Source organism: Rhodopirellula baltica SH 1 (assembly GCF_000196115.1).
In the GTDB taxonomy this organism is placed as follows: Bacteria; Planctomycetota; Planctomycetia; order Pirellulales; family Pirellulaceae; genus Rhodopirellula; species Rhodopirellula baltica.
Genome location: NC_005027.1, coordinates 616,482 through 631,900, shown reverse-complemented (window position 1 = coordinate 631,900; position 15,419 = coordinate 616,482). Strand labels below are relative to the sequence as shown.

The following is a 15,419-nucleotide window of genomic DNA, read 5'->3' as shown; positions in this document are numbered from 1 at the left end:
CGTGGACCGCTCGCAACGCCTCCCTCCCCTTCAAGCATTGCACACGGTCGCCAGTTGCGACCTGGCCTACAGATTCGACGCTTCCCCGCAAATTTCCAAATGCAAATCGCAAATCGTTCGCCTCGCTGAACATCAGCCGCATGGCGTTAGCCACGGTTCTTGCCCTGAACATCAGCCGCATGGCGTTAGCCACGGTTTTCGCTCTGAACATCAGCCGCATGGCGTTAGCCCAATGGCGCTTACTTCCCCAATCCACCCTCCCCCTGGGAGGGTCGAGCGAAGCGAGGGGAGGGCTACACACCGGTTTTTAGGTTCGCCCTCCCCGGCCCGAAGCGGGCCGACCCTCCCTGAGGGAGGGTGAAGTAAGTGCCAATTGGCGTTAACCACGGTTCGTCGCCCTGAACATCAGCCGCTTGGCGTTAGCCACGGTTGTCCCCTCAAAATATCAGCCGTTTGGCGTTAGTCACGGTTCTATGCTCGAAACCGAGGCTAACGCCAACGGCTCACATCGTTGCTCTCCCCCCATCAACCCACCCAATTTCAAATTTGCAATGTCCACTTTGCAATTTGCAATCGACCCGAACCCGCCCCGCCACCCAAGTCTGTAGACGATTCCCGTCACCCGGCCTCTTGGGTTACCATTCTTCCTGCAAACTGGAACGAGCGGCGTCTTCGATGCCAATCAAGTTCCCACCCCACCTCGCCCCCGACCTTTATCCGGAGCCCCTTCGATGCAACCTTCACGCCGTGGATTCTTGAAAACCAGCGCCCTGGCAGGCGCCGTCGCTGGTTCGACCGTGACCGCCACTTCCAAGCTGATGGCGGCGGAGGAGACCAAAAAACTTCGCCTGGCAGCCATCGGCGTCGGCGGCAGTCGCGGGCGTTACAACCGCGGTGGTTCGATCGCCAACGACGCGGCCAAATACGCGACGATGGTCGCTGTTTGCGATGTCGATGACCTGCACACCGAAGAATTCAGCCAAAAGCACGGCGGCAACTTGAACAAGTATCGCGACTACCGCGAGATGCTGGAAAAGGAAAAACCCGATGTGGTCACGATCGGAACCCCAGACCACTGGCATGTGCCGATCGCGATCGCGTGTTTGCAAAGCGGTGCGGATGTCTACTGCGAAAAACCGCTGACGCTGACGATCGACGAAGGCAAACAGATTCGCAAAGTCGTCGAAGAAACCGGCCGCGTGTTCCAGGTCGGAACCCAGCAACGCAGCTCGGGTGATTTATTCCAAAAAGCGATCGCGATGGTCCAGTCGGGCTACGTCGGCGACAACGTCAACGCTTACATCGCGATCGGCGGAGCCCCTGGTGACGGACCTTTCGAAACCACGGAAGCCCCCGACGATTTGGATTGGAACCTGTGGGTCGGCCCCGCAGCCAAGGCCGACTACTGCGAAGAACGCCGCAAGTACTTCCGTTGGTTCTTTGAGTATTCCGGCGGCAAAATGACTGACTGGGGCGCTCACCACATCGACATCGCTCAGTGGGCGCTCGCTCCTGGTGAAGACGGCCCCACGACGATCAAGGGCACCGGCGAATTCCCCAAAACCGTTCCAGCCGATTTCAATTGGAACTCGTTCTTCAACGGCGAAGCCTCGCTGCCCAACGGCTACAACACCGCGACGAGCTTCAACATCGAGCTGACCTTTGACAGCGGATCAAAAATGGTCGTCACCAACCATTACAAACGAGAAGCTGAGAACATCGATTTCCCCAACGGGATCCTGTTCGAAGGCGACAAGGGTCGAATCTTCGTCAACCGCGGCAAGCTGACTGGTGCTCCGGTCGACAACTTGACCGAAGAAGACAACGCCAAGCTCGACGCGAAAATCGCTGAGCTTCGCAAAGGAAAAGCGGCGATGAGCCACATGGCCAACTTTTTTGCCTGCATTGAAGACGGCGGTCAGCCGATCTCAGACGTGTGGTCGCACCACCGCACGATGACGTCCTGTCACCTGTGCAACATTGCGTTGATGTTGGGCCGAGAATTGAAATGGGACCCGAAAGCCGAGCGATTTGTCGACGACGAGCAAGCCAATGGGCTGATGAGTCGCAAGTCGCGGGAAGGATTTTCAGCCGAAACCCACGCGGCGAGCTGAAATCCGGTCGATTCTGTGATCGATTGACTTTCATTCCTCTTGTCAAAACGGGGCCCAACGACGACACTTGCGGCCCCGTTTTCAAAATTTTGGCGTGAACACGTGAGTCCAATGGTGGACGACACGAAGGAACACGCCGCAATTCCCCGCTGCACGTCGCACTTGCAGCCTCGTTCTTGAACGAGGATTCGCTCGCGAAACGGGTCACTGAATTGGATCGCACACGGAATTTCCGTTGAGCAATCGCGTTTCAGGGACCGGTTTGGAGTCGATCAGACGCGACGTTTAGCACAACCGTGAAAGTCACGATGGCACGTTACACAGGACCAAAAGCCCGCATCAACCGCCGCCTCGGCACGATGCTTTACGAAACAGCCGGCGCAGCCCGTGCGATGGACCGTCGTCCGCAACCACCAGGGATGCACACTCGCGGTCGTCGCCCGAGTAACTACGGTGCGGCTTTGATGGAAAAGCAAAAGATCAAACACTACTACGGTTTGGGCGAACGCCAACTCCGTCGTTACTTTGAAAACGTTGGCCGTAAATCGGGCAACACCGGGGAATTGTTGTTGCTGATGTGCGAACGCCGTTTGGACAACGTTGTCCGCCGCGTTGGTTTCACCAAGACTCGCCCACAAGCTCGTCAGGGCATCACCCACGGTCACTTCCGCGTCAACGGCGTGAAGGTCACCAAGCCCGGTTACATGCTTCGCGCTGGCGACCTGATCGAAGTTCGCGGCCGCGAAAACTTGAAGAACCTGTACCGTGGTGTGATCGCCAACTCGCCACCAGACGGACTGGATTGGGTCTCGTTCGACAGCGAAACGCTGCGTGCGACCGTCCTTTCGCTGCCAGGCGCGGTTGACATCAGCCTGCCCGTCGACGCTAACAGCGTCGTCGAATTCTTGTCTCGCTAACGCGGGTCAACAACGGATTGCAACTCATCGGCCGCGTGTTCTTCACGCGGCCGTTTCCTTTCCCGAATCGTCTCTTTTTTTGCTCTGGTTTCAATCATGCACGCTCCGGTTGTCGTTCTCGGTGGTGGCCCCGGTGGATACGCGGCGGCTTTCTTGGCAGCTGACGAAGGAATGGAAGTCACAATCGTCGAAGCAGAACCTCGCCTCGGCGGGACCTGCCTGATCCGTGGCTGCATCCCCAGCAAGGCTCTTCTTCACGTCGCCAAGGTCATCAGCGAAGTCGAAGAACTGAAATCAGAGTGGGGCATCGAGTACTCGGGCGAACCCAAGATCGACGTCGACGTCGTCCGGGCTCGCAAAGACAAAGTCATCGACAACCTGACCGGCGGACTCGGCGGACTGGCCAAACGTCGCAACGTCACCGTCATCCAAGCTCGCGGTTCCTTCGTCAGCTCCAACGAACTGAAGCTCGAAGGCGACCATGAGTCGATCCCAGAAGGCGGCAAGCTAACTTTCGACAAATGCATCGTCGCAACAGGCAGCATCCCCGCGATGCCGCCCGCCTTTGACATCGGCAGCGACCGAGTCATGGACAGCACCGGTGCACTGGCACTCAAAGACATCCCGGAAACCTTGCTCGTCGTCGGTGGCGGCTACATCGGTTTGGAAATGGGAACCGTCTACGCTCACTTGGGTTCCAAGGTCAGCGTGGTTGAACTTGGCGAAGGCTTGCTGCCGGGGGCCGATCGCGACCTCGTCAAACCATTGGCCAAGAAGATCGACAAGATGTGCGACGGCCGAGTGTTCCTGAACACCAAAGTCGGCTCGCTAGCCGAAGACGGTGACAAGGTTGTGGTCAGCTTTGAAGGCCCCAGCAAGTTTGGCACCGAATCCTATGACCGAGTCCTGATCAGCATCGGCCGCCGTCCCGTCACCCGTGGACTGGGTCTGGAAAACACCAAGGTCGAAGTCAACGAACGAGGCTTCATCGTTTGCGACGAACAACAACGCACGGCCGACCCAAACATTTTGGCCATCGGTGACGTCGCCGGCGACCCAATGCTGGCTCACAAAGCCACCCACGAAGGCCGCGTCGCCGCGGAAGTCTTGGCCGGCAAAAATGTTGCCTTCGACAAAGCAGCCATCCCAGCCGTCGTGTTCACCGATCCCGAAATCGCCTGGGCCGGCCTGACCGAAGGCGAAGCCAAAGCAGCCGGCCGAAAGGTCGACGTCGAAGTCTACCCTTGGGCGGCCAGCGGTCGTGCTCAAGCCATCGGCGTGACGAACGGACTGACCAAATGGCTGGTCGATCCAGAAACCCACCGCGTGCTCGGTTGCGGCATTGTTGGAACCGGTGCTGGTGAATTGATCGCCGAAGCGGTCCTGGCAATCGAAATGGGCTGCGAAGTGACCGACATCACCGAGTCCGTTCACCCCCACCCAACGCTCAGCGAAACGTTGATGAACGCCGGCGAAGTCCACTTCGGAACCGCGACCGAGATCTACAAGCCGAAACGGAAGTAGGTCGCGGAGAGAGGAAAGTGGCTCAGGACCACAGGGCCACAGGTGGTGCCAAACATGCCACCACCAATTGCCAATTTGCATTGTTCAATTTGCAATTTGCAATCTCCCCTCCAGCCCCCGCTCGCAATCCTTTGAAACAAGCACCGGCCACGTTCTCCATGGCCGCACGACAAACCGTCCAACCGATACGGCGCGTCGCGCCGTTCACCTTCGGTGGTGATTGCTGGCTTGGTTTCTTCCGCTGCTTCGGATTCTTGGCGTCCTGGTGGAAACGCTTGGCCTGGCGAGCCAAAATGCGTGCTCCGCTTTCCGCTCACCATGGTGCCGCATGCTTGCTTGCCGACGTTTTCTTTTGGTCTCAATGGCTCTGACCCTTGGCATATTCAGCCAACTTTCCACCACGACCACACCCGCGCTTGCCAATTCCAACGAAACGTCGAAGGCACCACCGACGCCGCCAAAAACCGATCCGGCGGTCCTTTCGCTCCGCCGCCTGTTCAAGACATCCGACTTCCGATCCAAATCGCGCACGCTGACCTGGGACAATAACGAAGACATCCTGTGGGAACGCCAGTCCGGGAAAGAAGGACCGGCACTGAACCAGCTTTCTGTTCCCGATCTCGAATCCACCACCATCGTCCCTCGTGAAACCTTCTTATTACCAGCGACAGAAGCCGAGGTTGACGGCGACGCAGAATCAGCGGACTCGGAATCCGAAGAGGCCAGTCCCAAGCCGATCGAGGTCAGCCAATGGACGATTTCCGCCGACGGACGTTACTTGCTCGTGTACAACAACACCCGTCGAGTTTGGCGGCAACACACACGCGGCGATTATTGGTTGCGTGACCTCAGCGATGATTCACCAGAAGCAACATGGCGAAAGATTGGCGGCGAAGACGCTCCCGACGCCAAAACCATGTTCGCGACCTTTGCTCCTGATGGGCAATCGATCGCCTTCGTGCGTGACAACGACTTGTACCTAGAGGACTGCGAAACAGGTGATCTGCAAATGGTCGCTGGCTCGGACGACCCCAAATTAATCAGCGGAACATTTGACTGGGTTTACGAAGAGGAGCTCGGCCTGCGAAATGGATTTCGATTCAGCCCCAACAGTCAAAAGCTGGCGTTCTGGCAACTGGACAGCAACGGTGTTCCGATCCAAACGATGATCGACAACACGTCCGAGCGATACGCAAAAGCGATTGAGTTCGCTTACCCCAAAGTCGGCCAAACGAACTCCGCCGCCAAGGTCGGCGTCTGGGACCGAACCAGCAAAAAAACGGTGTGGTTGGATCTGCCCGGTGATCCACGTGAAAATTACATCGCCGCGGTTGATTGGTTGCCCAGCGAGTTCACACACGCCAACGAGCGATTGCTGATTCAGCAACTCAATCGAAAACAGAATCAGAATCACGTCTACCTCTGCGATGTCGAAACCGGTCATTGCGTCAACATTCACACGGAAGTCAGCGACGCTTGGGTGCGGCATCTTCGTGAACTGCACTGGTTGCCAGGTACCGTCTTCAAAAACGATGCGTCGGACAACTCATCGCCGCGCCTGCTGTGGTTGTCTGAACGATCAGGTTGGCAACACATCGAAGCCATTGAAATCCCTGCCCCTGATTCCCTCGAAGAAGAATCCAATCTGCCTTCACGAATCACGCCGGTGACGGGTGGCTCGTGGGATGTGATCTCGATTGCGGCCGTCGCGAAGGACGGCAGCCACATCGACTTCATCGCGTCGCCAGAGCAGCCTTCCCAAAGGGCACTTTATCGCGTGTCGCTCGAGCAAGGCTTGAGCGGGCAACTGGCGACGACACCCGAGCGGATCTCGCCAGACGAAGGCGGCACATTTTCTTATTCGGTCAGCCCCACGGCGGATTACGCACTGGAGTCCTGGTCCGATTTCAATTCCGCTCCGCAGCAACGGCTCGTTCAGCTCGATCCCTACAAGCGATTGAAGACGTTTGACGACAACGAGAAGCTTCATGAGAACCTCGAAAAGCTCGCTCCCGTTCACACGGAATTCGTTCGACTGCCGATTGGCGAATTCACGGATGATCCAGCGTCCAAGGACATGGAGCTGGACGTGTGGATCATGATGCCGGTGGGCGAAGGCAACTCGATCGAGAGCTTGCCGCCCAAGAGCGTTCCGTTGCTGGTGCACGTCTATGGCGAACCAGCCGGACAAACCGTACTGGACCAATACGGCGGGACGACTTATTTGTGGCACCGCCTGCTGACGCAACATGGAATTGCTGTTGCGAGCGTCGACAACCGCGGCGCCAACGCGCCCCGAGGCAAAGCGTTCCGGCAATCGATCTACAAACAAATCGGACGCATTTCGATCTCCGACCAAGCTCATGCCACGCAAGCGATGCTGAAGCATTTTGCTGCTCTCGATCCCGAGCGAGTTGGATTGTGGGGCTGGAGCGGTGGCGGGTCCTCGACACTCAACGGGCTGTTCCAATTCCCAGAGCTGTATTCGATGGGAATCGCCGTCGCTCCGGTGCCGGACCAACTGGATTACGACACGATCTACCAAGAACGCTACATGGGGCTGGTCACCGAAAACCGTGAGGCGTTCGTCCAGGGTTCACCCATCACGCACGCCAGCGGCTTGTCTGATCCTCTGCTGCTGATCCACGGGACCGCCGACGACAACGTGCACTACGCATCTTCCGCACGCCTGATCAATCGCTTGATCGCTGAGAACAAGCAGTTCCAAATGATGGCCTATCCCGGACGAACGCACTCGGTCAGCGAAGGCGAAAGCACACGCTACCACCTGCGGACCATGATGACGAACTTTATTCTTCAGCATCTGAAGTAAAGCGTCGGTGCCAACCAAATCAGCCGTCGGCCGTTAGGCCCGGTTAACACGTACTGGCTCGAGCCGCCAAGAGAAGGCCGGCGAAACGCCTCGAGCAATGCGAGCTTCCCGTCGGTGTGCCTACGGTCGCAATTGAAAAAGTTAAATTGACAATTGTAAATTGAAAAATGGTGGTTGTAGGTTCTTTGCTACCGCACCAATCAAATCAGCCGCAGGCCGTTAGGCCCGGTTAGCACGCACAAAAGAGTCTTTGGCTCTGTGAGCCACCTTGCGGTCGCCACGGTTCCCAAACACAGCCCAGCCCAATACTGACCTGCGAAACGTTCGGGGCTTCGGGGCATGTTGGCTTTCGAAAGTTTCATCCCGAAGGGATCGCAGACGGTAGCCGGTGGTTTGAACGCAGTGAACACCACCGGACTCATGCTCCCGACAATCCCCGACCCTGAAAGGGTCGAAGACTCTGCGACCCTTTCACGGTCAGCGTAAGCTTTTCATTTCCAGAGGTGCACTGCGACGCCCCCCACCACCTACAAACCAATTTCAAATTTACAATTGTCAATTTAACTTTTTCAATTCCCCAAAACCAATCAACCAGCTTCCACCCCAAATCGGTGCACGGTCGTTTCCTTCAGTTTGTCACCGGGACGCAACAGCGTGCTTTTGAAATTCGGGTGATTGCATGCATCGGGGTAATGCTGCGTTTCCAAGCAGAACGCTTCGTGCGATCTGTGTCCGGCTGACGACGCGTTGCCGCCCAGGTGATTGGCGGTGTAAAGCTGCATGCCTGGTTGAGTCGTTTCAATCTCGAACGTTCGGCCCGATTTCGGATCCACCACGCGGGCCGCTGGTCGCAGCTTGCCAGGTTCTCCCGCGACGACGTAGCAGTGGTCGTAGCCCTTGGTGGCGGGCAGTTGATCGATGCGTTTGCCGAAGGTTTCAGGATGCAAGAAATCGAAAGGCGTTCCCTCGACCGACGAGGTCGTTCCAGTTGGAATCAAGTCCTCGTCGACGTCCAAGGTTTCGTTGCAGTGAAGCAGCGCGACGTGATCATGGATGGAGCTTGCTCCGCCGTCACCAGGTGCGATGCCGGCCAAGTTCCAATAGCTGTGGTTGGTCAAGTTCACATGGGTCGGCTTGGTCGTCGTCGCAGTGAACTCGATCGTCAATTCGCTGGCATCGTTCCAGCGGTACTCCGCCGTCACAGTCACTTCACCCGGGAAACCTTCGTCTCCGTCCGGGCTGACCAAGCTGTACCGAACACCAATCTCCGGATTGCCGTTGGCATCTTTGCCGGAGATCAAATCGGCGTCCCACCACTTGTGTGAGAAATTGACTTTGCCGCCGTGCAAGCAATGCTTGCCATGATTGACGGTGACCTGATAGGTCTCCCCATCGATCTCGAATTTCGCCAAACCGATGCGGTTGCAGAACCGACCGATCGAGCTCCCGAAACCCGGGTGCGAATCCAGGTAGCGATCAATCGAGTCGAACACCATATTCACGTTCGCCAGTTTGCCGTCGCGATCAGGGACCTCGACTTCCAGCAGCGATGCTCCCCAGTTCATGACCGATACACGATGGCCGTGCGAATTGGTCAGCGTGATTTTCTGGACCGGTTTCCCGTCCTTGGTTTGGCCGAATGGAGTCGTGACGAGGCTCATAAATCGCTGCAAAAGGTGAAAGGAAACGGATCGGGATCGCGAATTCGCGGGCTCTGTAGACTGTCATTTTCGCGAGCCTTACGCAAGGTGCGAATGGATTGGCCCGGGCTTGGTTTGCTATGGCATCGCGATTGGTCGGGCCGGGTGAATTGCAAATTGCAAAATGAACAATGCAAATTGAGAGATTGCAATCCGGAAGAAAACCTCACCTGTGGCCCTGAGTCTCTGAGCCTCTTTCCACTCTTCCTAATGCTGCGGTCGCAACTTCCATGCGATCATGACGGATGCCAACGCGATGATTAGCAAACTGCACGCGAAGTATCCAAACACCAGAATGGGCTCACCCGGATAAGGCTGGTCGCCTCTCATCAAGATCGAATCCATCGGCAACGAAAACAACGCCGAAAAGGGACTGGCCACTCCCGTCCATTCGATCCACTGCTGAACGGTCGATGACAATCCCAACGTAGACGCCAACACACGGGCGCCTGGCGGAACGACATACAACACGATCAGCGCCACATAGGTGGTCATCAACGCCATCGAAGTTCGTTCTTGGTACAACGACGCGGTCATCGCGATGACAGCATTGACGACGCTGACAACAACCGGAATCGCAAACATGCCGACAATCAAAAACCAACTGGAATAGAAGTCGGTGTTCAGCCCCACGCCCAGCAACATCGGCCAAACCAGGAAGCTTGTCAGGACGAAGGCAACTCGAAAGCCCACCACGAACTTGCCCCAAAAAATCTTCCACGGCGACAACGTTGTCGTCATCAGCAAATCCAGCGTTTGCCGTTCACGCTCGCTGGTCATCGTCCCGGCGAGGAACACCGGCCCGACCAACATGTTGAACACAATCACATAAACCGCGAACCACGGCGCGTGGGGCGTTTGCCAAAACAACAATGCCCCCATCAACGGGATCGCGAGCAAGATGCTGATCTGAATTACCAGCCTCAGCATCAACGTGCCCTGACTGAAGATCTCGCCATGGATCTCTTTGTCATAAACCGGATTGGCACCGTCGGCCATCAACGTTTCCCGACGCGGCGGCGCGAACAAGCGGTCCGGGAATTGATCGGGCTGGATCACCAAACCAACCGCTTCGGCGGCTTCTTGTTCGAGATCGATCACCTCTTTGCCTTCGCTGCCCACATCCGGCGGGTACAACATTCGCGACGCCGCCGCGGCGCACATCAACGTGACGGCCGCCAAAGCAAACGCGGGCACGACCAGCACAACCACCTTGAGCCGCAGCAAACCGTCGCCTGCCAGCGTTTGCCACATTAAGACACCGCCAATCACAAGCGGCAAAATCAGCAAGTAGCTGACGACGAGTGAGTTGCTAGTTCGCGAAAAATAGCTGCTGCAGAATACGCCGATGGCGCCGAACAGAATCACGGAGACGAACAGCCCCAGATACGCTGCCGCAACTTCGTAAACGCTGACTCCACCAAGTGGCAAGAACAGCACGATGATCGGCAGTGATGCGACGATCAACAAAGCCAAATGGGTGAGCGCGGCAACCAATTTACCCAGGACGATGGCGCCGGGTTTCAGCGGACTGGCGAGCAACATCTCGTAAGTCTGACGCTCCTTTTCACCCGAAATCGTCCCCGCAGCAAAGCTGGGAGCCATCAACGACGCGATCACGTACTGGCCGAGAAAAAACAAATCGACCAAGCGACGTGCCGATGGTGGATCTTGACTCAAATTCAATCGCTCATCATCCGGCCAAGCCACCAACGTCACGGCGGCCAGAACCAGTTGATAGACCAACAGCAAAAGGAACGATCGATTCGTTCGCAAGTTGACCAACAACTCACGTTGCAACACCGGGTTGTTGCGAAACGCCGCGATCGGGTTGAACCGCAACGTGTTCACAACCGAAGCGACCATTGACTGCATCCACGCTGAGACCGGATTGGCTACGGTTCCATCTGCGTTTGCAACGGACGACAGCGGCGGGTCAGCGATCGGCTTGTTCAATGCAATTCTCGTTGAGTGGCGATCGACGAGGCACCGTTCGAAAAGGGGCGGTCCCGTTTTCGGACAAAGCCTAAACAATGAGCGGGTAAACAATGAGCGGGAAAGAAACGCGAGTTGCCACGAGGGCGATGCCACAACTCATGTGGCCAAATCAGAGACGTGTCTTGGATGCTTGGCCCGCTTGTTCGCAAACAAAACGGGGGACGGCAAAACCGGGCAGACGCGATTCTAACTGACTGACCAGCGCGCGACCACATTCCTGGTCGACTTCGAAATGGGCCGCCCCGCGGACTCGATCCAATTGATGCAAGTAGTACGGCATCACTCGCAAATCAATCAGCCGTCGGCACAACGATTCCAGCACGTCCACATCGTCATTCACGCCTCGCAACAGGACCGCTTGGTTCAAAACCGGAACACCGGCATCGACCAATCGCATGAGCGCCGCACCGGTCTCCGAGTCCAACTCAGCAGGATGGTTGCAATGAACGACGACCCAAGACGTCAATCGCGATGCTTGCATTCTTACAATCCAAGCGTCCGTCACACGCGAAGGAATGACGATCGGCATTCGAGTGTGCCAACGCAGACGACGCACATGCGGAATCGATTCGATCTGCTGCATCAGTTTGGCAACCGAATCATCGGTCAGCGTCAGCGGATCGCCGCCGCTAAGCAAAACTTCTTCGATCGAATCGTTCTCGCGCAGATACTTCAGTGCCAACTCCAGGTGATCACCGCGACTGCTGTTTTCGCTGTATGGAAATTCGCGACGGAAACAATAGCGACAGTGAATACCGCACGCACCGGTGGTGATCGCGAGGGCTCGACCGTGGTACTTGTGAAGCAACCCCGGCGCGACGGCGGCGTGCAAATCGCCCACCGGATCGCTGCTGAATCCGTCGGGCGAATTCGCTTCCTCGGGCAATGGAAGGACTTGTCGAAGCAGCGGATCATTCGGATCGCCCGGCTTCATCCGAGCAGCAAACTCCAGCGGCACGAAAACGGGAAAACCGTGATCTTCGGCATTGGTACCATTCGATTCGCCAGCAGACAGGTCCAAATTCAGATGCCTGCGCAGCTCACCCGCCGAGCGGATGGCCCGTTTCATCGAGCCCCGCCAATTCGCCGTTTCGTCTTGTGTTTTGCTTTGCAAGGACTCTCGATTCAACTCTTCGCGATTTTGGCCAAAAACATCGCCGGAACCTTGGTTTCTGGGCGGTTCCCCCACCGGGACAAACTCCGTTTTGGCCGCTAAACTGCCGGCACGAACGTTTCCTTCCAGGACTCGGTTCACTGATTTTTATCCGTTTGGCTTTTCCGATTGATAGTGGAGCCCACCGTGGCAACGTACAACACCAGCGATTTTCGCAAAGGACTGAAGGTTCAAATCGACGGCGAACCTTATTTGATAACCGAAATGAACTTCGTCAAACCCGGCAAGGGCAACGCGATGTACAAGTGCAAGATGAAAAACTTGATTCGCGGCACCACGCTGGACCGGACATACAAAGGCGGTGACTCACTGGAAGCTGCCGACGTGGAAACAACCACGGTGCAATTCCTGTATCGCCAAGGCCAAGACTACGTGTTCATGGACGGCACCACGTTCGAACAATACGAAGTGCCAAACGAAGTCGCTGGCGACATCTGGAAGTACCTCAAAGACGGCACCGAGTGCTCGATGACGTTGTACAACGGCGCGGCCATCATCGTCGAACCACCGCAACACGTTCAGCTGGAAGTCACCGAATGTGGCCCGGGCACCAAAGGCGATACGGCGACCAACGTTACCAAGCCAGCAATGGTGGAAACGGGAGCTGAATTCAACGTTCCTGGTTTCATCAAAGAAGGCAACATCATCAAAATCAACACGCTCAACAACGAGTACGTCGAACGCGTCAACAACTGATTTTGAGACGTTCGACCTTGTTGTTGCTGAGTTGGAACCGTTGTGATTCCATCGTGAATTCGGTCTTAGAAGGTCCCCATGGTCAACACGCTCTTCCTGCCCGAACTTCGCGAAATGCTGCAACTCGGTCAGGAAACCGATCTGCGGGAATTTTGCGTCACGCTGAATCCTGGACGCACGGCCGAGTTCATGGAAGGGTTGGAAGACGCCGAAGTTTGGGCGGTGTTGCAGTACGCCGAGCCTTATCGGCGTGCCGAGATTTTCGGGTACTTCGAAGAAAACCGAAAACTAAAAATGCTGACGCGAGAACCGGCCGATCAGGCCGCCGCGTTGGTCGAAGAAATTCCGCCCGATGACCGTGTCGACTTGATCCACGCGTTGCCCGCGGAAACGGTCGCGAACATCTTGCCGCTGTTGCCGGCAATCGACCGCCGCGACATCGAACGTTTGCGTTCGTATGTCGAAGGCACCGCCGGGTCGTTGATGACGACCGACGTCGCCAAGTTGGCCGAGCGTTTCACCGCTCGCGAGGCACTCGAAGAACTGGGACGCCGGGCCAGCGATCTCGAGACGATTTACTATCTGTATGTCGTCGACGACAACAACTTGTTGCGTGGCATCGTCTCGGCACGGCAATTGGTTTCAGCGATCAGCAACACGACCAAGACGCTTGGCGACTTGATGGAAACCGACGTCGTCGTCGCTCTGGTCAACGAAGACCAAGAATCAGTCGCCGGGAAGGTTGAGCGGTTCAACTTGCTGGCCATTCCCGTGGTCGACTCGGGCCGCCAACTGTTGGGCATCATCACGCACGATGATGTCATCGACGTGGTGCGAGAAGAATTGACCGAAGATGCCCAACGAATCGCCGCGGTCGCGCCGCTCGAAGATGACTTCCTGCGAATCGGTTTGTTCAAACTGTCGTACAAACGCGGCATCTGGCTGACGATTTTGTTCTTCGCCGCATTGCTCACCGCATTTGCACTGCGAGCTTACGAAGAAGAACTGGAAACATTCGCTTGGCTGGTGTGGTTCATCCCTTTGATCATCAGTGCCGGCGGCAACTCGGGCAGCCAATCTGCGACCTTGGTCATCACCGCGATGACCGGCGGCGAAGTCAAAAACAGTGATCTGCCCCGAGTTCTTTCGCGAGAATTTGTGGTTTCGCTGCTCTTGGGCGGCTTTTTGGCGCTGATCGGCTTTTTGGTCGCCTTGGCGATCGCTCCGACGGCGTGGGCCGCATTGGTGATCCCATGCACATTGCTGTCCGTGATTTTCTGCGGCTGCATGTGCGGTGTCACGCTGCCAATTCTGTTTAAACGGATGGGATTGGACCCCGCTTTGATGAGTAACCCCTTTGTGGCCGGAATTGTTGATATCTTAGGCATCGTGATTTACATCAACGTTGCCCGCGTTCTGCTCGGATGATTCCGCCCAACCGGTGAAACCATCCGCTCGGTGGCTCGCTTGCTTCGTTGCTTCTCACCGTCTCTCAATTCATCGAGCAACTCTTTGAAAGGACCGATCTATGTCGTCTTGGCCCATTGGTGTATTCGCTTCCATCGACGCGGGCCTAGGAGTTGCTTGGCCGGTCATTCGCGAACTTGGTTTGCCCACCATCCAGCTGCACGCCCCGCACGCTGACAACCGAACTCCCGAAGCCGCTCAGAAGTTTAAATCGCAACTCGATGAACATGGCATCCAGTGCACTGCCGTCTTCGGTGGCTTCGAAGGCGAAAGCTACGCCGACATTCCAACGGTCGTCAAAACAGTGGGGTTGGTTCCGCCGGCGACACGTCAGGCTCGCCTCAAGGAGATGATGGAAATCAGCGACTTCGCTCGCGTGTTGGGCGTCGACTGCGTTGCGTTGCACATCGGATTCGTTCCGCACGATCCGGCGGACGCGGACTACGAAGGCATCGTCGAAGTCACCCAACAACTGTGTGATCATTGTCGGTCCAACGAACAATTCTTGCACCTGGAAACCGGGCAAGAAACAGCGGACGGGTTGCTGACGTTCATCGATTCAGTCGAACGCGACAATTTGAAGATCAACTTCGATCCCGCCAATATGATCTTGTACGGATCCGGCGACCCAATCGAAGCACTTCGCAAAGTTGGCTCGCACGTGCGTAGCGTCCACTGCAAAGACGGTGTGTGGAGCGACCAACCAGGCATCACCTTCGGTCGCGAAGTCCCGCTCGGACAAGGCGACGTCGGCATGGAAACGTATCTGAAGACGCTGCGCGAAATCGGCTACGCCGGACCACTGACGATCGAACGCGAAATCCCAGAAGACCCGGCACGTCAGAAAGCAGAGATCGGCGACGCAATCGAATTGCTCACAAAAATCCGCGGCGAAGTGTTGGCCTGAGTCTGAGTACCCGCTTGAAAGCGGCGCACCGAAATCGCCCATCGATTCCTGTGATCGGAAAACACCGATCATCCTTCGGACTCAATGGG

10 protein-coding genes are annotated in these 15,419 nt (G+C 56.6%); 7 read left to right on the top strand and 3 right to left on the bottom strand.

Annotated elements, in window-relative coordinates; translation table 11 throughout:
- Positions 1–731: 731 nt before the first annotated feature.
- The 4 genes from RB_RS02465 (at position 732) to RB_RS02450 (ending at position 7,388) form a co-directional block, all read left to right on the top strand.
- Positions 732–2,114: a Gfo/Idh/MocA family oxidoreductase gene (locus RB_RS02465; RefSeq protein WP_011118279.1), complete on the top strand. Its 1,383-nt coding sequence runs from the start codon at positions 732–734 to the stop codon at positions 2,112–2,114.
- Positions 2,115–2,422: 308 nt separating this feature from the next.
- Complete coding sequence (gene rpsD / locus RB_RS02460; RefSeq protein WP_231846140.1) at positions 2,423–3,031, top strand: 30S ribosomal protein S4; 609 nt, start codon at positions 2,423–2,425, stop codon at positions 3,029–3,031.
- A 96-nt stretch (positions 3,032–3,127) separates the two neighbouring features.
- Positions 3,128–4,555: a dihydrolipoyl dehydrogenase gene (gene lpdA, locus RB_RS02455; protein ID WP_011118277.1), complete on the top strand. Its 1,428-nt coding sequence runs from the start codon at positions 3,128–3,130 to the stop codon at positions 4,553–4,555.
- A 361-nt stretch (positions 4,556–4,916) separates the two neighbouring features.
- The gene (locus RB_RS02450; RefSeq protein WP_164921395.1) at positions 4,917–7,388 is read left to right on the top strand and encodes a S9 family peptidase; all 2,472 of its coding nucleotides are present in this window, start codon (positions 4,917–4,919) and stop codon (positions 7,386–7,388) included.
- A gap of 587 nt (positions 7,389–7,975) precedes the next feature.
- On the opposite strand, the gene RB_RS02445 is transcribed toward RB_RS02450, so the two are convergent.
- The 3 genes from RB_RS02445 to epmB form a co-directional block, all read right to left on the bottom strand.
- On the bottom strand, positions 7,976–9,049 hold the full coding sequence (locus tag RB_RS02445) for an aldose epimerase family protein (protein ID WP_164921394.1): 1,074 nt from the start codon (positions 9,047–9,049) through the stop codon (positions 7,976–7,978).
- Positions 9,050–9,295: 246 nt separating this feature from the next.
- Entirely contained in the window at positions 9,296–11,044 is a 1,749-nt protein-coding gene (locus RB_RS02440; protein WP_007328354.1) for an ABC transporter permease, read from the bottom strand.
- Between the two features lie 151 nt (positions 11,045–11,195).
- Positions 11,196–12,341 (bottom strand): EF-P beta-lysylation protein EpmB, encoded by a 1,146-nt coding sequence (gene epmB / locus RB_RS02435; protein WP_011118269.1) that lies wholly within the window; start codon positions 12,339–12,341, stop codon positions 11,196–11,198.
- A 45-nt stretch (positions 12,342–12,386) separates the two neighbouring features.
- On the opposite strand from epmB, the gene efp reads away from it, so the two are divergent.
- From efp to RB_RS02420, 3 genes are all read left to right on the top strand, one after another.
- On the top strand, positions 12,387–12,956 hold the full coding sequence (gene efp / locus RB_RS02430; protein ID WP_007333924.1) for an elongation factor P: 570 nt from the start codon (positions 12,387–12,389) through the stop codon (positions 12,954–12,956).
- Positions 12,957–13,034: 78 nt separating this feature from the next.
- On the top strand, positions 13,035–14,384 hold the full coding sequence (mgtE, locus tag RB_RS02425; protein ID WP_011118267.1) for a magnesium transporter: 1,350 nt from the start codon (positions 13,035–13,037) through the stop codon (positions 14,382–14,384).
- Between the two features lie 100 nt (positions 14,385–14,484).
- Entirely contained in the window at positions 14,485–15,330 is an 846-nt protein-coding gene (locus RB_RS02420; RefSeq protein ID WP_011118265.1) for a sugar phosphate isomerase/epimerase family protein, read from the top strand.
- Positions 15,331–15,419: the final 89 nt, after the last annotated feature.